General features: G+C 69.5%; 17 protein-coding genes. 11 read left to right on the top strand and 6 right to left on the bottom strand.

Going from position 1 to position 17,703, the window contains the following annotated elements; genetic code table 11:
* Window positions 1-105: 105 nt before the first annotated feature.
* A complete protein-coding gene (locus OG266_RS19630) occupies window positions 106-378 on the top strand; it encodes a DUF397 domain-containing protein (RefSeq protein WP_266457112.1) in 273 nt (90 codons plus the stop codon).
* Between the two features lie 78 nt (window positions 379-456).
* On the opposite strand, the gene OG266_RS19625 is transcribed toward OG266_RS19630, so the two are convergent.
* On the bottom strand, window positions 457-984 hold the full coding sequence (locus tag OG266_RS19625; RefSeq protein WP_329546291.1) for an ATP-binding protein: 528 nt from the start codon (window positions 982-984) through the stop codon (window positions 457-459).
* Between the two features lie 337 nt (window positions 985-1,321).
* Between OG266_RS19625 and OG266_RS19620 the strand changes: the two genes are divergently transcribed.
* From OG266_RS19620 to OG266_RS19590, 7 genes are all read left to right on the top strand, one after another.
* Window positions 1,322-2,146 carry a helix-turn-helix transcriptional regulator gene (locus tag OG266_RS19620; protein ID WP_266463927.1) on the top strand — a complete coding sequence of 275 codons (825 nt, stop codon included), beginning with the start codon at window positions 1,322-1,324 and terminating at the stop codon, window positions 2,144-2,146.
* 186 nt (window positions 2,147-2,332) lie between these two features.
* Window positions 2,333-3,793: an aldehyde dehydrogenase family protein gene (locus OG266_RS19615; RefSeq protein ID WP_266457106.1), complete on the top strand. Its 1,461-nt coding sequence runs from the start codon at window positions 2,333-2,335 to the stop codon at window positions 3,791-3,793.
* A gap of 99 nt (window positions 3,794-3,892) precedes the next feature.
* On the top strand, window positions 3,893-4,438 hold the full coding sequence (locus tag OG266_RS19610) for a DinB family protein (protein ID WP_371547357.1): 546 nt from the start codon (window positions 3,893-3,895) through the stop codon (window positions 4,436-4,438).
* Between the two features lie 62 nt (window positions 4,439-4,500).
* Window positions 4,501-5,142, top strand: a complete 642-nt coding sequence (locus tag OG266_RS19605) for a PadR family transcriptional regulator (RefSeq protein ID WP_266457100.1) — start codon at window positions 4,501-4,503, stop codon at window positions 5,140-5,142.
* 115 nt (window positions 5,143-5,257) lie between these two features.
* Window positions 5,258-6,241, top strand: coding sequence for an ATP-binding cassette domain-containing protein (locus OG266_RS19600; RefSeq protein ID WP_371547355.1), 984 nt, complete (start codon window positions 5,258-5,260; stop codon window positions 6,239-6,241).
* The gene (locus OG266_RS19595; protein ID WP_371547353.1) at window positions 6,238-7,059 is read left to right on the top strand and encodes an ABC transporter permease; all 822 of its coding nucleotides are present in this window, start codon (window positions 6,238-6,240) and stop codon (window positions 7,057-7,059) included. Before OG266_RS19600 ends, OG266_RS19595 begins: the two co-directional genes overlap by 4 nt.
* Window positions 7,060-7,360: 301 nt before the next feature.
* The gene (locus tag OG266_RS19590) at window positions 7,361-8,443 is read left to right on the top strand and encodes an exo-alpha-sialidase (RefSeq protein WP_371547351.1); all 1,083 of its coding nucleotides are present in this window, start codon (window positions 7,361-7,363) and stop codon (window positions 8,441-8,443) included.
* Window positions 8,444-8,469: 26 nt separating this feature from the next.
* Here OG266_RS19590 and OG266_RS19585 read toward each other — a convergent pair whose 3' ends face one another.
* The gene (locus tag OG266_RS19585) at window positions 8,470-9,876 is read right to left on the bottom strand and encodes a glutamate decarboxylase (protein ID WP_266457091.1); all 1,407 of its coding nucleotides are present in this window, start codon (window positions 9,874-9,876) and stop codon (window positions 8,470-8,472) included.
* Window positions 9,877-9,884: 8 nt separating this feature from the next.
* Window positions 9,885-11,159 (bottom strand): ion channel protein, encoded by a 1,275-nt coding sequence (locus tag OG266_RS19580; RefSeq protein ID WP_371547349.1) that lies wholly within the window; start codon window positions 11,157-11,159, stop codon window positions 9,885-9,887.
* Between the two features lie 131 nt (window positions 11,160-11,290).
* On the opposite strand from OG266_RS19580, the gene OG266_RS19575 reads away from it, so the two are divergent.
* Window positions 11,291-12,058 (top strand): MerR family transcriptional regulator, encoded by a 768-nt coding sequence (locus OG266_RS19575; RefSeq protein ID WP_371547346.1) that lies wholly within the window; start codon window positions 11,291-11,293, stop codon window positions 12,056-12,058.
* 119 nt (window positions 12,059-12,177) lie between these two features.
* On the opposite strand, the gene OG266_RS19570 is transcribed toward OG266_RS19575, so the two are convergent.
* Window positions 12,178-12,543, bottom strand: a complete 366-nt coding sequence (locus OG266_RS19570) for a YbjQ family protein (RefSeq protein WP_266457082.1) — start codon at window positions 12,541-12,543, stop codon at window positions 12,178-12,180.
* 158 nt (window positions 12,544-12,701) lie between these two features.
* On the opposite strand from OG266_RS19570, the gene OG266_RS19565 reads away from it, so the two are divergent.
* A complete protein-coding gene (locus OG266_RS19565; protein WP_371547343.1) occupies window positions 12,702-13,520 on the top strand; it encodes a DedA family protein in 819 nt (272 codons plus the stop codon).
* Between the two features lie 19 nt (window positions 13,521-13,539).
* Here OG266_RS19565 and OG266_RS19560 read toward each other — a convergent pair whose 3' ends face one another.
* Window positions 13,540-15,201, bottom strand: coding sequence for a threonine/serine exporter ThrE family protein (locus OG266_RS19560; RefSeq protein ID WP_266457080.1), 1,662 nt, complete (start codon window positions 15,199-15,201; stop codon window positions 13,540-13,542).
* A gap of 132 nt (window positions 15,202-15,333) precedes the next feature.
* A complete protein-coding gene (locus OG266_RS19555; RefSeq protein ID WP_266463919.1) occupies window positions 15,334-15,825 on the bottom strand; it encodes an inorganic diphosphatase in 492 nt (163 codons plus the stop codon).
* Window positions 15,826-15,904: 79 nt separating this feature from the next.
* Between OG266_RS19555 and dacB the strand changes: the two genes are divergently transcribed.
* The gene (gene dacB, locus OG266_RS19550; RefSeq protein ID WP_371547340.1) at window positions 15,905-17,476 is read left to right on the top strand and encodes a D-alanyl-D-alanine carboxypeptidase/D-alanyl-D-alanine-endopeptidase; all 1,572 of its coding nucleotides are present in this window, start codon (window positions 15,905-15,907) and stop codon (window positions 17,474-17,476) included.
* Window positions 17,477-17,703 lie beyond the last annotated feature (227 nt).

Genomic DNA, 17,703 nt, shown 5'->3' with positions numbered 1-17,703 from the left:
ACGTGCATCTGCCCATGCATCTGCACATGAACAGAGCTATGATCCGGGTCAGTTGACCACTGCATCAATGGCCACATCAGCCACTGCACGACCGGGGAGCGACCTGTGGACCACGACGTGTACGACGTGGATTTCGTGGATGACGTGTACAACGGCATGGCTGCGACAGAGCTGAACGGAGTGGCCTGGCAGAAGAGCCGGCACAGCAACTCGCAGGGTTCCTGCGTGGAGTTCGCGCGGCTGCCGGGCGGCGACGTCGCCGTGCGGAACTCGCGGTTCCCCACGGGGCCCGCGCTCGTCTACACGCGCGCCGAGATCGAAGCCATGCTCCTGGGCATCAAGGACGGCGAGTTCGACCACCTGGTAGCAGGCGCCTGAGTACCGAACCGAGTGTGACCGCCGCCTGGCGGTGAGTAACGCGCGTAGAACCGCGGCGCCAGAAGGCGCCGCGGTTCTCTATTCGCCCGGAACGGTGGCCGGTGTCGCGCCCGGACCCGGCGGCAGCCGGAACAGCGCCCACACGACCTTGCCGCTGAGGGTGCCCGCGAGCGGGTGCCAGCCCCAGCTGTCGGCGAACGAGTCGACCAGGAAGAGGCCGCGGCCCGACTCCGCCGAGAAGTCCTCGGAGTCTCCCGCGACCGGGCTGTCGTGACTGGGGTCGCGCACCGCGCACACCAGACGCTCGGTCCACCGCATCAAGTGCAGCCGCACGGGCGGGCCTTGGTCGTCCACGCGGGGCTTGTCCGAGGGCAGCGCGTGCCGCAGCGCGTTGGTGACGAGCTCGGAGACCACCAGGCAGACATCGTCGAAACGGTCGCCGACGTCCCACTGGTCGAGCGTTCTGCGGGTGAACTGCCGCGCCTCACGCACCGCTTCGTAGCGGGCGGGCAGGGCGCAGGAAGCGGCGTTGGACACGGCCGCGGGATCGAGCGGCGGAAGTCCCTGCCGTAAGGGCTCGAGCATGGTCGATCCATTCGTCCCCATGCGAGGCACTCCCGGGTGTTCGCGGTCGTTGCGATGCAGCGGTGGCGCGAGGACCATGGTTCCGAATGCGTAGAGCAGATGCAAGGGCAGATGCACGTGCACGCGCCCGAATTGGACCTTCCTCTACCAGTTCTTGCTCATTTCTTCTGTCACCTTCTTCACTCTTGTTGTCTCTCCAGTGGTCTCTTCCTGTGGCAGTCCTTTGGATCCTTTCCATTTCTGTAACCGAACGAGTACAGCTCGAAGTGTTTTAGTGGCAGACTGCGGGCCCTGAAGACGGTTGGGGAGGCGGACGAACGTGAGCGCTGGTGAGTCGAGCGGCTCGGTGGTGCGGCGCATGCTGCTCGGATCGCATCTCAGGCGCCTGCGAGAGGCGCGTGGAATCACCCGTGAAGCGGCCGGTTACTCGATCCGCGCCTCCGAATCGAAGATCAGCCGCATGGAGTTGGGACGGGTGAGCTTCAAGACGCGCGACGTCGAGGACCTGCTGACGCTCTACGGCATCATGGACGAGGTCGAGCGCACCTCCCTGGTGTCCCTCGCGAAGGAAGCCAACGTCGCGGGCTGGTGGCACAGTTACTCGGATGTCCTGCCCAGCTGGTTCCCGACCTATGTCGGCCTGGAGGGCGCCGCCCATCTGATCCGGGCGTACGAAGTGCAGTTCGTACACGGTCTGTTGCAGACCGAGGCGTATGCGCACGCGGTCGTCACGCGCGGCATGAAGGGCGCGAGCGTCGCCGACATCGACCGGCGCGTGGCGCTGCGTCTGGAGCGCCAGAAGTACCTGGTCGCCGAGAGCTCCCCCGAGTTCCACTTCGTTCTCGACGAGGCCGCCCTGCGCCGGCCGTACGGCGACCGCGAGGTGATGCGCGGACAACTCCAGCATCTGATCGAGGTGTCGGAGCGTCCCAACGTACGACTTCAGGTCATGCCGTTCAGCTTCGGCGGCCACTCGGGAGAGAGCGGCTCCTTCACGATCCTCAGCTTCCCCGAGTCCGACCTCTCCGACGTCGTCTACCTGGAGCAGCTCACCAGCGCGCTCTACCTGGACAAACGCGAGGATGTCACGCAGTACGAGAGCGCGCTGAAGCAGTTGCAGCAGGACAGCCCGGGCCCCTCGGAGAGCCGTGACCTGCTGAGGGGGCTGCTCCAGCTCTCCTGAACCCTGGCACCCTGCCGAGCCCTCCTGTGGATCCGCTTCGAGTCTTCACAGACTCTCCAGAGTTGTTCTCCAACTCCCTTTAAACACAAGTACGATGACGTCTGATCAGACGTTGATCGTTGTTGATGTCTGCTGACTCAGACCTGAGTGTCTGTGCCTCGGCAGCACAGGGATTTGAGGGAGCACATGTCGTCCTACTTCACCGACCTGGCCCAGCAGTACATCGACGGTGAGTGGCGCCCAGGGACCGGGTCCTGGGACATCATCGACTTCAACCCGTACAACGGCGAGAAGCTGGCGTCGATCACGATAGCCACGGTCGACGAGGTCGACGAGGCCTACCGCGCGGCCGAGCGCGCCCAGAAGGAATGGGCCGCGACCAACCCGTACGCGCGCCGTGCCGTCTTCGAGCGCGCTCTGAAGATCATCGACGAGCGCGAGGCGGAGATCACCGAGGTGATCATCGCCGAGCTCGGCGGCACGTACCTCAAGGCCGGCTTCGAACTGCACCTCGTCCGCGAGTTCCTGCGCGAGTCGGTCAATCTGGCGCTGCGCCCCGAGGGCAAGATCCTCCCCTCGCCGGTGGACGGCAAGGAGAACCGCGTCTACCGCGTCCCCGTCGGTGTCGTCGGCGTGATCAGCCCCTTCAACTTCCCCTTCCTGCTGTCCCTGAAGTCCGTCGCCCCGGCGCTGGCGCTCGGCAACGGCGTGGTGCTGAAGCCGCACCAGAACACCCCGATCGTCGGCGGTTCCCTGGTCGCCAAGATCTTCGAGGACGCGGGCCTGCCCGGCGGCCTGCTGAACGTCGTCATCACCGACATCGCCGAGATCGGCGACGCCTTCATCGAGCACCCGGTCCCGAAGGTCATCTCCTTCACCGGCTCCGACAAGGTCGGCCGCCATGTGGCCACCGTCTGCGCCTCGCACTTCAAGAGCGCGATCCTCGAACTGGGCGGCAACAGCGCGCTGGTGGTCCTGGAGGACGCGGACATCGACTACGCGGTCGACGCGGCGGTCTTCAGCCGGTACGTCCACCAGGGCCAGGTCTGCATGGCCGCCAACCGCGTCCTCGTGGACCGCTCGATCGAGGCCGAGTTCACCGAGAAGTTCGTCGCCAAGGTCAAGACCCTGAAGGTCGGCGACCCGACCGACCCGACGACGGTCATCGGCCCGGTCATCAACTCCTCCCAGGCGGACGCGCTCACCGGCGTGGTCGACCAGGCGATCGCCGAGGGCGCCACCGCCCTCGTGCACGGCACCACCACCGACAACCTCGTCGAGCCGAGTGTCCTGACCGGTCTGCCGGCCGACTCGGCCATCCTCCAGCAGGAGATCTTCGGTCCCGTCGCCCTCCTCATCCCCTTCGACGGCGAGGAGGAGGCCGTACGCCTGGTCAACAACACCCCGTACGGGCTCAGCGGCGCCGTCCACACCGCCGACGTCGAGCGCGGAGTCGGCTTCGCCAAGCAGATCGACACCGGCATGTTCCACGTCAACGACGGCACCGTCCACGACGAGCCCCTCGTCGCCTTCGGCGGCGAGAAGCACTCGGGCATCGGCCGCCTGAACGGCGAGGCGACCGTCGAGGCGTTCACCACGCAGAAGTGGATCTCGGTGCAGCACGGGCGGAGCTTCTTCCCGTTCTAGCCTCTTTGCAGTGACCGGGCCCTTGCGGACAGAAGCTGACCGCAAGGGCCCGTAGCTTCATCGGTGTCAGGCAAGAGGACCCGATGAAAGGCGGCCGACATGGTCACTCACGTTCCCGCAGAGGCGTACGGCGACGAGCGCGGTGCACTCCTGGCCTTCGCGGAGGCACAGCGTGGCGGCCTCCGGCGCGCAGTGCTGGGGCTGGACGACGAGCAGGCGGCGCTGCGGCCCAGCGCCAGCGAGCTCTCGCTGTCCGGACTCGTCAAGCATGTCGCCGAGTGCGAGCTGAACTGGCTGCGGCTGGCCCAGCAGAAGCCCAACGAGCGGGCGCGCACCGAGGAGACCTGGGGAGACGGCTTCCACCTCGCCGAGGGCGAGACGGTGGCCGGGACCCTCGCCTTCTGGGACGGGGTGGCGCACGAGACCGAGGAGTTCATCCGGTCCGTCGGATCCCTGGACGACACCTTCCCGCTGCCCGAGGCGCCCTGGTTCCCCAAGGGCGAGGTCTCGATGCGCTGGCTCATGCTCCATCTCGTAGAGGAGTTCGCCCGGCACGCTGGCCACGCCGACATCATCCGCGAGTCCCTGGACGGCAAGACGGCCTTCGAGCTGGTCGCCCAGGAGCAGGGCACCTCCTGGGGGTGAGACGGGACGCCAGGGGCACACCGCGTCCTGGAGGTCAAGCGGCGGGTCCTAATGTGGACCACATGTCAGCGATCCGTCTCCTCGTGCTCGGCGCCGTCCGCCAGCACGGGCGGGCCCACGGCTACCAGGTCCGCAACGACCTGGAGTACTGGGGCGCGCACGAGTGGTCCAACGCCAAGCCCGGCTCGATCTACCACGCGCTCAAGCAGATGGCGAAGCAGGGCCTGCTGCACGCGCACGAGATCGCGCCGTCCACGGTCGGCGGCCCGCCGCGCACCGAGTACGAGATCACGGACAAGGGCACCGAGGAGTTCCTGGCGCTCCTGCGCGAGTCCCTGACCTCGTACGACCAGAAGATGGACGTCCAGTCGGCGGGCATCGGCTTCATCGTCGACCTGCCGAGGGACGAAGCGGTGGCCCTCCTGAAGGAGCGGATCCGGAAGATCGAGGAGTGGCGTGGTGCCGTCACCGAGCACTACGTGCCCGAGGACGGCCCCGAACAGCTCGGCCACATCGGCGAGATCATGAACCTCTGGGTGCACACCGCCGACTCCGACGCCGAGTGGACGCGCGGCCTGATCGCGCGGATCGAGCGCGGGGCGTACACCTTCGCGGGCGAGGGCGAGCCGTTCGTCGCCGTCCTGGCCGAGGGCGAGGAGAACCCGTACGCGACGGGGATGCCGCATCCCGGGGATCGCGGCTAATCAAGTTTGACGAATGGCTTCGGTCGAGTTACTTTCGATGAGTAGTCAAGTTTGATTACTGGGTTTGGCCACTGGCCGGATCGCTTGGCTTGATCACTGGGCAAAGGGGGATCGGATGACCGACGCGATCGTCGCTGAGGGCGTACGGAAGCGGTACGGCGACAAGGCGGCACTGGACGGACTGGACCTGGCGGTGCGCCGCGGCACCGTCCACGGCCTGCTCGGTCCGAACGGCGCGGGCAAGACGACCATGGTGCGCGTGCTGACCACCCTGCTGCGTCCCGACGAGGGCCGGGTCGAGGTCGCCGGGTACGACGTGGCGCGCGAGGCCGGCCGGGTACGGCACCGCATCGGCCTGCTCGGCCAGCACGCCGCGCTCGACGAGGAGCTCGGCGGACACCAGAACCTGGAGATGTTCGGCCGGCTCCACCACCTGGGCGCCCGCCACGCGCGCGTGCGGGCCGACGAGCTCCTGGAGCGCTTCGACCTCGCCGACACCGGGCGCAAGGCGGTCAAGCAGTACAGCGGAGGCATGCGGCGCCGCCTGGACCTCGCCGCGTCCCTCATCACCGAGCCGGAGGTGCTCTTCCTGGACGAACCGACGACCGGGCTCGACCCACGAGGCCGGGCGGAGGTGTGGGCCGCCGTCCGCTCCCTGGTCGGCGGCGGCACCACGGTCCTGCTCACCACGCAGTACCTGGAGGAGGCCGACCAGCTCGCCCACCGCATCTCCGTCGTCGACCACGGCCGGGTCATCGCGGACGGCACGGCGGACGAACTGAAGGCCCGCACCGGCGGCGACCGGATCGACGTGGTGCTGCGGGACGGCGGCCAACTGGGCGCCGCCGTCGCCCTGTTGCCGTTCCCCGGGGACGGAGTCTCGGTGGACACCGACCGCCGTCTCATCAGCGCCCAGGTCACCGACCGCATGGCGGCGCTGGCGGGGGCCGTACGCGCCCTGGAGGAGGCCGGCATAGAGGCTGAGGACATCGCGCTGCGGCGGCCGACGCTGGACGAGGTGTTCCTGGATCTGACGGGGGACGGGCGCCGTACTGACGAGCCCCGCGTGGACGAGCACCGCATGGAGGAGACCGTATGAGTACGTACGAGGCGACCCGTCCCGGGGATTCACGGGCTCCACGGGCTTCGCGTGCTCCAGGGGCCGACATCCTGACCGACTGCTGGACCATGACCCGCCGCGAACTCGCCCACTGGGCACGGCAACCCGTCCAGGTGCTGGTCGGCCTGGTCTTCCCCGTGATGCTGCTGCTGATGTTCGGCTATCTCATCGGCGGCGGCCGGGGCGTCCAGGGCGACTACGTCGACTTCCTGGTGCCCGGCATGCTCGCGCTGACCATGGCCTTCGGCCTGGAGGGCACGATGCTGGCCGTCACCCAGGACCTCAACAAGGGGGTGATCGACCGCTTCCGGTCGATGCCGATGACCAACGGCGCGGTCCTGGTGGGCCGTTCGGTCGCCGACATGCTCCAGTCGGCGCTGGGCCTGGCCGTGCTGATCGGCGTCGGGTACGCGATCGGCTGGCGCGCGCACGGCACGTTCGGGGCGTTCCTGGGAGCCGTCGGGCTGCTCCTGCTCTTCCGGTTCGCCATGCTGTGGATCGGCATCCACCTCGCGATGGTCGCCGGAAAGCCGGAGATGGTGCAGGCCGTGCAGATCCTGGTCTGGCCGGTCGGCTTCCTGTCCAACGCGTTCGCAACCCCGGACTCCATGCCGGGCTGGCTGGGCACGGTGGTCGAGTGGAACCCGATGTCCCAGACGGCGACGGCGGTACGGGACCTGTTCGGCGGGCCGGGCGGGGAGCCGGGCCACGTCTGGGCGGCCGTGGTCTGGCCGCTGGCACTGCTGGCGGTGTTCTTGCCGCTGGCGGTGCGGAGGTTCGGGGGGCTCAGTAAGTAGTTCGGGGGCTGAGTAGATAGTTCGGGGGGCTGAGTAAGCAGACGTACGGCGCCCTCAGCTCTGCGCCTGAAAAGTCGTCGCGAGGAAGTGGGAACCCGAGCGCGGCGAGCGGTGTACCAGAAATGACGGTGCGGCGCGGGATCGGGGGAATCTCATGAGGTGGGGCAGGGGCAGGGGCGCGGGCTCAGGCACGGGCACAGGCACGGGCAAGGCGGTCGTGGCCGCCGTACTGGGCGTACTGGTGCTGTTGGCCGGATGCTCAGGCTCCGGCGCGGATACAGCTGCGGGTGCGGATCCGGGTGTGAGCAGCAGCGCCCCCGCCCCGACGGGGGTCTCGCCTCCCCGGATCCCCTCGTCACGGGACCTGCCGGGGGGTCCGCACGCCGTGGGCTTCGCGTCGGACGCCAGCGGGTTCGCGCTGCTCGCGCGGTGCGGGAAGACGCGCTGCCGGCAGTACGTCGCGGTGCTCGACAAGGCCGCCGACTCCTGGCGCCTCGCGCGCAACCCGCTGCCGGACGTGAGGGGCGACCTCGGCATCACGGCGGGGCTCGTGGTGCTGGGACCCGGCCGCGCGCTGATCACCGAGGGCAAGTGGCCGCCGCCGGACGGGACCTGGTTCACGGGCGACGGCGGCCGCAGCTGGCGGCGCGGCTCCGTCGCCCCTGCGGGCACGACCGCGGCGGTGCCCGCAGGAGGCGCCCTGGTCCCGGACTGCTCACGGCCGGACAAAGAGGGGAACGGATGCGCGCCGTCCCGCCTCCTCGTGGTCCAACCCGGCACGGGCAGGTTCCAGGTCCTGGCCCACCAGCCTCCGCTGGCGGGTGAGCTGATCCCGGCTGGGGAGACCGCGGGCGGACTCCTCTTCGTCTCCGGCGCCGACCCGGGCTCCGGCGCCCCCGCTCTCGCCGTCAGCGAGGACCGCGGGCGCACCTGGCGTACGGCCCTGATCGCCCCGTTCGAGGAGCACGGCTGGGGCATGCGCGTGGTCGCGTCCGGAGACGTGCTGTACGCGCTTCATCCGGGCCAGCTGCCCGAGGAGGAGGGCGTGAAGAACGGGCTGCTCGCCCTGCACCGCAGCACCGACGGTGGCCACACCTGGGAGCAGGTCTGGAAATACCGCAAGGGCGTGGACCCGCGCTCCTCGATCGGCGATCCGGTCGCCGCCGTCGACGGCAGCCTCACCATCCACGGCGAGGACGCCGTCTGGCGCAGCACCGACGGCGGCCGTTCCTTCAAGGAGGCCAGGGGCTCGCAGGGCCTGGGGGGTTCGGCGACCGTGACGCCGCTCGGCTACGTGATGGGCGGCAGCTTCGGCACCGGGAGCTATCGCATATCCGCCGACGGCGTGCACTGGCACAGCTTCGACCTGGGCGACGGCACCTGACAACGGCGGCTGCCCGGACGGCCGGCTCAGTGGTGGAAGCCGGTGGCCGCACCCTTGTCGCGCGTCAACGGATGCGACTGTCGGCGCAGTTCAGGCAGCAGTCGTCCGAGGTCGTCCACGAACAACTCGGCGAGGTCCGTCGAGAAGCCGTTGCGGCACACCACCCGCAGTACCGACAGGTCCTCGCGGTTGGCAGGGAAGGTGTACGCGGGCACCAGCCAGCCCCGCTCGCGCATCCGCCGGGACACGTCGAAGACGTCGTAGGCGGTCACGTCGGGTCCCGTCGTGAAGGCGAAGACCGGCAACTCATCACCTCGGGTGAGGAGTTGGAAGTCGCCCAGTGCCTCGACACGCCCGGAGAGTGCGAGCGCCACGTCACGGGTCGTCTGCTGCACGGCCCGGTAGCCCTCCCGGCCCAGCCGCAGGAACGTGTAGTACTGCGCCACCACCTGGGCGCCGGGCCGGGAGAAGTTGAGCGCGAAGGTCGGCATGTCGCCGCCCAGGTAGTTGACCCGGAAGACGAGTTCCTCCGGCAGCTCGTCAGCCGACTTCCACAGCGCCCAGCCGACGCCCGGGTAGACGAGGCCGTACTTGTGGCCCGAGGTGTTGATGGACGACACCCTCGGCAGCCGGAAGTCCCAGACCAGGTCCTCGTCGAGGAAGGGGGCGACCATCGCGCCGGACGCGCCGTCGACATGCACCGGGATGTCGAGCCCGGTCCGCTCCTGAAGGGCGTCGAGGGCCGCGCACAGGTCGGCGATCGGCTCGTAGGACCCGTCGAAGGTGGACCCGAGGATGCCCACGACCCCGATGGTGTTCTCGTCGCACAGCTCGGCGGCGGCCTGGGGGTCGAGGTGGAACCGGTCGCCCTCCATGGGGACTTGGCGCGCCTCGACCTCCCAGAAGTTGCAGAACTTGTCCCAGCAGACCTGGACGTTGACGCCCATGACGAGGTTCGGGCGGGCCGCGGGATAGCGGTCGGCGTTGCGCTGGGCCCAGCGCCGCTTCAGCGCCATCCCCGCGAGCATGCACGCCTCACTGGACCCGGTCGTCGAACAGCCCACGGCGGCCGACGGATCGGGGGCGTTCCACAGGTCGGCGAGCATGGCCACACAGCGTCGTTCCAGCTCCGCGGTGCGCGGGTACTCGTCCTTGTCGATCATGTTCTTGTCGCGGCACTCGGCCATCAGCACCCCGGCCTGCGGCTCCATCCAGGTGGTGACGAAGGTGGCGAGGTTCAGCCGCGAGTTGCCGTCCAGCATCAGCTCGTCATGGACGAGTTGATAGGCAGTGGTGGGCGGCAGCGGCCCGTCCGGGAGCCGGTGCTTGGGCGGGGCCTCGGTCATGCCGCCGACCGGATTGGTCTCCCCGAAGAAGGGGTTCACGGACATCGGGCGCTCGTCGCGCTTCTCGGGGCCTTTGTGGAGCGGCATGACATCTCCTAGCGGATCGGGGTTCCATCGTCGTGAAGCTGCATCTGGGGGCGCCCGGTGACCAGCAGCCAGGCCGGCACCGACGCCAGTACGAGCAGCGGCAGCACGGCAGGGTCCGACACCAGGACCGCCGCCGTGAACAGGCTGATCCAGCCCTGCCGGGTGACAGCGAGCAGTACGCCCAGGACGCCGCAGACCACGCCGATCGTGGGATGCACCTGGGGCACCAGCGCGTGCGCACACAGTCCCAGGGCTACCCCCGCGAAGACGGCGGGAAAGATCCGGCCGCCCCGGAAGCCGCACGCCGCGGCGACCTGGAGGGCGGCCAGTTTCACTACGGCCATCAGAGCGAACCGCCCCGCCGACCAGCCCTCCGGGTCCGCGGCCAGCACCTTCACCTCGTCCAGCCCCTTGAAGAGCGTCAGATGTCCGCCCAGGGCGCCAAGGAGCCCGAGGACGAGCCCGCCCGCCGGAATCGTCAGCATGGGGTGCCTGAGCCGGGAGAAGGCGCCGTGGACGTAGGGAAAGGCGTACACCGCGGCCATCCCGGCCACCGCCGCGACCGAGGCGACCACCAGGGCGGACAGGAGGTCGCCCCAGTGGGGTCCGGTGTAGTCGGGCAGGGACAGGTTGAAGCTCGGGTGGGCGAGCAGGTCCATGGTCAGCGCGCCGGTGCCGCCCGCGACGAGTGGCGGCAGCAGCCGGTCCCAGAGGGCGCCGGGGCCCGGCCGCCCGGCCAGCACCTCGGAGAAGACCAGCGCGGCCGCCACCGGCGTCCCGAACAGCGCGCCGATCGTGCCCGCGGCCGCCAGCATCATCCACACGGCGGCGGGGGAGCGGGGGGCGACCTTCCTGCCCAGCCAGTACGCGAGGGCGATGTTGGCGGCCGTGATCGGGTTCTCGGGGCCCAGGCTCACCCCGCCCGCCAGCGCCAGGACCGTGGCGAGGAGCAGCCCGGGCAGCACGCGGAGCGGCAGGGGCGGATCGACCAGGCCGGTGGTGGCCGGGTCCGGTCCCGCGTGCCCCGGCACCTTCCACACCACCAGGCCCACCGCGACACCGGTCGCCGTAAGCATCACCATCATCCAGAGCACGGAGTAGCGGCCCACGTCCAGCGCGTCCGGAAGGGTCTCCCACAGGACGTCCTGGAGCTGCTCGGCCAGCAGACTGACGCCCAGCAGGACGAGCGCCGCGACCACACCGACCACCACGGAGGGCACGATCAACGGCAGCAGACGCCGTGCGGGGGTCTGTGCCGGCTCCGCCGGGGCTTCGGTGCTCACGCGCACACCCTAAGTGGGCGAAACCGACATAACACCTCGGGGAATCCACCTCGGAATCCCCGGGATTTCCGACTTGCACCTCACGTCACGTGAGGCCTCAGCCTGAGAGGCGTACGGAGAAGGGAGCGGAAGTGGGTTATCCAGTGGGCCAGGTCGCCGGTTTCGCCGGGGTCACGGTGCGCACGCTGCACCACTACGACGAGATCGGTCTGCTCGCGCCGAGCGGGCGCAGCCACGCGGGCCACCGGCGCTACAGCGACGCCGACCTCGACCGGCTGCAGCAGATCCTGTTCTACCGGGAGCTCGGCTTCCCCCTCGACGAGGTCGCCGCCCTGCTCGACGACCCGGAAGCGGACCCGCGTGCGCATCTGCGCCGCCAGCACGAGCTGCTGACCGCCCGGATCGAGAGGCTGCAGAAGATGGCGGCGGCCGTGGAGCACGCCATGGAGGCACGCAAGATGGGCATCAATCTCACGCCCGAGGAGAAGTTCGAGGTCTTCGGGGACAAGGATCCGGAAGCACACGCCGAAGAGGCCGAACGGCGCTGGGGCGGTACGGAGGCGTACGCCGAGTCGCAGCGCCGCGCCGCCCGCTACACCAAGGACGACTGGAAGCGCATGCAGGCCGAGGTGGCCTCCTGGGGCGAGCGCTACGACGCCCTCATGGAGGCCGGTGAGCCGCCGACCGGTGAGCGCGCCATGGACATGGCCGAGGAGCACCGGCAGCACATCACCAAGTGGTTCTACGAGTGCTCGTACGAGACCCACCAGGGGCTCGCCGGGATGTACGTCTCCGACGAGCGCTTCAAGGAGTTCTACGACTCCATGCGGCCGGGGCTCGCCGAGCACCTGAGGGACGCGATCGGGGCGAACGCGGCCAGGCACTCCCAAGGAGCGTGACGGTAAGGGGCGCCCGCCATTGCGGACGCCCCTTACCGCATGCACTGATCCTCGGCGTCGGCATGCGCTGATCCCTCGGCGTAGGCGTGCGCTACCGCCTACCGCCTACCGCCTGCTCCTCATTCCTTGACCAGGACCACCGCCGTCCCGTATGCGCACACCTCCGTGCCCACGTCCGCCGCCTCCGTGACATCGAAGCGGAACATCAGCACGCCATTGGCGCCACGCGCGCGTGCCTGCTCGACGAGCCGTTCCATGGCCTGGTTGCGGGTCTCCACGAGGGTCTTGGTGAGCCCCTTGAGCTCACCGCCGATCATCGACTTCAGACCCGCGCCGATCTGGCTGCCCAGATGCCGGGAGCGCACGGTGAGGCCGAAGACCTCACCGATGACTTCCTGGACGCGGTAACCGGGTGCGTCGTTCGTCGTCACGACCAGCACGTCCGACTGGGGGACCTGACCGCCGCCGTACTCTTCGATGCCCATGGCGCACAGCTTTGTACGGCTCACAGCTTTGTACCAGTTGGCACACAGTGCACCCTCTGGACACCGGTGGAACCTGGGGGAGCCCCATTGCGTTGATAGTTTTGGTCGGCCGTATGTGGACCGCCGTCCCTTCCTTCACCCCTCAGGAGCCCGGAACCGTGACGACGCTTGCTCTCGGACCAAGCTGGCTGGATCCGAACACGCTCCTGGACAACTTCGGTATCTGGGGCCTGCTCCTCATCGTCTTCGCCGAGTCCGGCCTGCTCATCGGCTTCTTCCTGCCGGGCGACTCGCTGCTGTTCACCGCCGGACTGCTGATCACCGCGGGCACGCTGGACTTCCCGCTGTGGGCGGCGATCGCGCTGATCTGTGTCGCCGCGATCCTCGGTGACCAGGCGGGCTATCTGTTCGGCAAGAAGGTCGGACCCTCGCTCTTCACCCGCCCGGACTCCCGTCTCTTCAAGCAGGAGAACGTGGTCAAGGCCCACGAGTTCTTCGAGAAGCACGGGCCCAAGTCCCTGGTCCTGGCCCGCTTCGTGCCCATCGTGCGCACGTTCACGCCGATCATCGCCGGCGTCAGCGGCATGAAGTACCGCTCGTTCATCACGTACAACATCATCGGTGGTGTCCTCTGGGGCGCCGGCGTCACGGCGCTCGGCGCCTGGCTCGGCAACATCGAGTTCGTGCACAAGAACATCGAGGCGATCCTGATCCTGATCGTCCTCATCTCGGTCGTCCCGATCGTCATTGAGTACCTCCGGGCGCGAGGTAAGTCCAAGAAGGAAGCCGCCCAGGCTCCCGAGGCACCCGCCCTCGACGAGACGGCCCAGCTGCGGGTACCCCCGCTCCAGCAGCACCAGAACCAGCACCAGCCCCAGAACCAGCACCAGCCCCAGCACCTGGACCAGCCCCAGCACCCGAATCAGCACCAGGACCCGCAGCAGCCCCCGCGCGGCGGCCGCCACGCCAAGCGGTAGGCAGGCACTCCTCGTACGACTAGAAGCCGCGCGTCCGCTTGGCCGCGCGGCGGCCGCCCGCCGTACTCGCGCCCGGGATCCGCAGGAACAGCCGGGAGATCTCGGACCCCAGGTTCACGCCGATCGCGATGGCCATCGCGAGGGCGGCGGCCTTGGTCAGGGACACGAGCCCCTTGTCGAGCTCGTTCTGCGCGATGGACAGCAGGCCGAAGTAGGTGGCCGAACCCGGCAGCAGCGGTCCGATCGCGGCCGTCGTGTACGGGAGCGCGGACGCGAACCGGTAGCGGGACAGCAACTGCCCGAACAGGCCCACCAGGCCCGCCGCCACGGCCGTGGAAGCGACCGGTGAGATACCGCCCGCGTAGTGCATCGCCCCGTACACCGACCAGGCCACGCCCCCGTTGAGGGTCACCGGGAGCACGGTGGACCGCTCCTGCTGGAGCAGCACCGCGAAGGTGAGCGACAGCAGCATGGACGCGGCGATCTGCAGCAGCGGCCGCTCGGAGATGCTCAGCGCCTGGTCCGGATTGAGCTCGGCGCCCAGCTTCACGCCGAAATAGAGCACAAGAAGGACCCCGACAACGATGCCGACAAAGAAGTACATGACTTCCAGCAGGCGCGCGGACGCGGTGATGTAGAAGCCGGTCAGACCGTCCTGCACGCCCGCCACGAGCGCCCGCCCGGGCAGCAGCGCGAACAGCCCACCGGTGATCACCGCGGACGCCTTCACGTCCATGTGCGCGAGCTGGATCGCGACACCGATCGCGGCGGGGGGCGTCGCGGCCACCGTGAACTGGTAGAACTCCGGCAGCCCGCGCCCCGCGCACAGCCATGCGAGCCGGTCGCCCAGCATCGCGCCGAGCGCGGCGGCCACGAACACGAGGGCGTCACCGCCGACGAGCACCGAGGCCGCGCCTGCGAGCAGCCCGGTCGCCGAGGTCAGCACCCAGCCGGGGTACGGGTGCCGGTTGCGCCGCATCTCGGCGAGCCGCCCGTACGCCTCCTCCAGCGAGATCGCGGCCTCCGGGTCGCTCAGATCGTCCACGAGCCGGAAGACGGCCGCGAGCCGCGTGTAGTCGGTGCCCCGGCGGCGTACGGTCCTGGACGCCGTCACGGGGTCCTCGACCAGGGACGGCTGGTGCGAGATGGACAGCAGCGTGAAGGTGACGTTCGGCTCGCAGCGGTCCAGGCCGTAGCTGCGGCACACGGCGAACATCGCCGCCTCCACGTCCTCCGCGCCCTCACCGCCCGCGAGCAGCAACTCGCCGATACGCAGGGTCAGGTCGAGCACGCGCGGGATGGCGGGCCCCGACTCGTCCTCCTTGCGGACCAGTTCGGGCGCGGGCCGCTCGGTCACCGGCATGCGCAGCATCTCGCGCATCCGGTCCTGCCACGGCACGTCCTTGGTCAGCTTGACCATGGGGATGCCGGTCGGCGGCGTGAACGCGGGATGGGCGTGCTGCGCGCTGTACGAGGCCGGGGTGCTGAACGCCGAACCCTCGGAGTCGGCCCCGGCCGGCTGCGGTGCGCCGAACCCCTTCGGGAGCGCGAACTCGGACGTGGTCGACGACTCGTCATCGACCACCGGGATCTGCGGCGGCGCCACCCCGGCCGGCTGAGCGAAGGCACTCCTCGCCTCGTCCGACTGCGGCTTGCGGTCTTCCGCCTCCGGGTCCGCCACCAGCTCCTGCCTCACCTCTCGTACGCGTGCGTCTCCTGCGTACCTTCCGTATGCCCTCAGTATGCGTACGGATACACGAACGGGCCGCGCGACCCCATCAGGATCACGCGGCCCGAACGGAAGCGCGGGTACTCAGTGAGCGCCCTGGTCCTTCAGGCGCTTGTAGGAACGCTCGATCTCAGCCTCGGCCTCCGTGCGGCCCACCCAGTTGGCGCCCTCGACGGACTTGCCGGGCTCCAGGTCCTTGTAGACCTCGAAGAAGTGCTGGATCTCCAGGCGGTCGAACTCCGACACGTGGTGGATGTCGCGCAGGTGCTCCACCCGCGGGTCGTGCGCCGGGACGCACAGCAGCTTGTCGTCGCCGCCGGCCTCGTCCGTCATACGGAACATGCCGATCGTGCGGCACTGGATGAGGCAACCGGGGAAGGTCGGCTCGTCCAGGATGACCAGCGCGTCCAGCGGGTCGCCGTCCTCGCCGAGAGTGTTCTCGACGAAGCCGTAGTCGGCCGGGTAACTGGTCGAGGTGAAGAGTCGACGGTCCAAGCGGATCCGACCGGTCTCGTGGTCCACCTCGTACTTGTTCCGCGAACCCTTCGGAATCTCGATCGTGACGTCGAACTCCACCGGTGGCTCCTCCATGATCAGCACATAGTTCTGGTGGTTAAGTGTCCCTCACGCAGGTGTGTGATCGCGAAAGGGGCTGGTGGTCGTGCCAGAGCTGAGGGCTTGGCGGGCCGCGAGACCGCATGTGGTGCGGGTCGCGGGCTCGGTGAAACCGCATGTGGCGCGGATCACCCAAGCCGTGCGGCCGCGTCCCGTCAAGTTCACGACTCCGCAGCTCACAGCCGTCGCAGCCACCGTGGGCCTGGCGCTCGCGGCCGGGCTGGTGACCGCGGCCGGTCCCTGGGACTCCACAGGTCAGCGTACGGCGGAGCGCGACTGGGCCGCATCGCGGGAGGGCGAGGGTGGCACAGATCACGGCCTTACGTCCGGTACGTCCGTGAAGGCGCCCCGCCCCGCGCCGAGCGCCGCCACCGTACTGGCCGGACTCGGTGGCTCCACCGGCTCCACCTCAGGGGGGGCGGTGCCCGCCCCCGCCGAGAAGGCCCTCGCGGACGTCCTGGACCCGCTCCTGAACGACCCCGCCCTCGGCGCTCAGCGCACCGCCGTGGTGGTCGACGTCGCGACCGGCAAGCGGCTGTACGGCAAGGGGGCGGACAAGGCCCAGACCCCGGCCTCCACCACGAAGATCGCCACCGCCGTCGCCGTCCTCTCTGCGGCCGGCACCGACCACCGGATTACCACGCGCGCGGTCCTGGAGCCCGACACCAAGGAGGTTGTCCTCGTCGGCGCGGGCGACCCGACCCTGACCGCCCGCGAGGACACGAAGGGCTACGCGAGCCTGCGCACCCTCGCCGACGAGACAGCGACCGCCCTGAAGGCCCGTCATCTGGACCAGGTGACGGTCTCGTACGACACCTCGCTGTACGCGGGCGCCACCGTGCACCCCATCGGCGCCAACCCCAACCTCGCCCCGGTCAGCGCCCTGATGGTCGACGAGGGCCGCATCGACGACTCGGACAGCGGCACGGCCAAGCGCAGTACGGACCCGGCGGGGGACGCGGCCAGGAAGTTCGCGGAACTGCTCCAGGCCAAGGGCATCAAGACGACATCCCCGGGCCTCTCGAAGGCGACGAGCCGTTCGCAGGACCTCGCCGCGGTCTCCTCGCCGCCCCTGTCCACCCTCGTCGAGCGGATGCTGACGAACAGCGACAACGACATCGCGGAGGCCCTGGCCCGGCAGGCCGCCCTCGTGACGGGCGGGCAGGCAAGTTTCAGCGGAGGCGCGGCGGCGATCGGCGCGCAGCTGAAGAAGCTCGGACTCCCCCTCGCCGGCGTTCATTTCGCCGACGGAAGCGGCCTGAACCGCGCCGACAAGCTCACCGCCGACCTGCTCACCGCCCTGCTGGCGAAGGCCGGCGACCCCGCCCACCCCGAACTCCGCCCCGCCCTGACCGGCCTCCCCATCGCCGGCTTCACCGGCACCCTCAGCGACCGCTACACCACCGACGCCTCAGCCACCGGCGTCGTACGCGCCAAAACCGGCACCCTGACAGGCGTCAACACCCTGGCAGGCACAGTCGTCGACACCGACGGCCGCCTACTGGCCTTCGCCTTCCTCACCTCTGACGAGGCCCACCCCCCAGCGCCGGCACCGGCCCAGTCGGCCTTGGACCGCGCGGCGACGGCACTGGCGGCGTGCGGTTGCCGGTAGTTGTCGTCCCCTGCGGGGCGGCACCCCGCAGGGACTACCGCTGCCGGGCGGCGTGCCCGCAGCCGCTACCGCTGCCGGGCGGCAGGCCTGCAGTCGCTACCGCTGTGGGCAATCGTCCCGCAGGGCGGGACGGGTGGGCACAGCCGACAGCGCCGGGCTCCGAGAAAACAGACCCCGGCCCCTGCCGACCCGAGGGCACCAAGGGCACCGCCAAGTTCCGCCCAGGC

It is taken from the genome of Streptomyces sp. NBC_00554 (assembly GCF_041431135.1).
Lineage (GTDB): Bacteria > Actinomycetota > Actinomycetes > Streptomycetales > Streptomycetaceae > Streptomyces.
Note: the sequence above shows the minus strand (reverse complement) of the source record. Positions and strands in the feature narration are given on the sequence as shown.

Coding starts and splice junctions, on each gene's coding strand:
- OG266_RS19570 (WP_266457082.1), bottom strand. CDS start 12,543: ATGGGCATCGAAGAGTACGGCGGCGGTCAGGTCCCCCAGTCGGACGTG.
- OG266_RS19585 (WP_266457091.1), bottom strand. CDS start 9,876: ATGCCGCTCCACAAAGGCCCCGAGAAGCGCGACGAGCGCCCGATGTCC.
- OG266_RS19610 (WP_371547357.1), top strand. CDS start 3,893: ATGGTCACTCACGTTCCCGCAGAGGCGTACGGCGACGAGCGCGGTGCA.
- OG266_RS19625 (WP_329546291.1), bottom strand. CDS start 984: ATGGGGACGAATGGATCGACCATGCTCGAGCCCTTACGGCAGGGACTT.
- OG266_RS19595 (WP_371547353.1), top strand. CDS start 6,238: ATGAGTACGTACGAGGCGACCCGTCCCGGGGATTCACGGGCTCCACGG.
- OG266_RS19600 (WP_371547355.1), top strand. CDS start 5,258: ATGACCGACGCGATCGTCGCTGAGGGCGTACGGAAGCGGTACGGCGAC.
- OG266_RS19620 (WP_266463927.1), top strand. CDS start 1,322: ATGCTGCTCGGATCGCATCTCAGGCGCCTGCGAGAGGCGCGTGGAATC.
- OG266_RS19615 (WP_266457106.1), top strand. CDS start 2,333: ATGTCGTCCTACTTCACCGACCTGGCCCAGCAGTACATCGACGGTGAG.
- OG266_RS19605 (WP_266457100.1), top strand. CDS start 4,501: ATGTCAGCGATCCGTCTCCTCGTGCTCGGCGCCGTCCGCCAGCACGGG.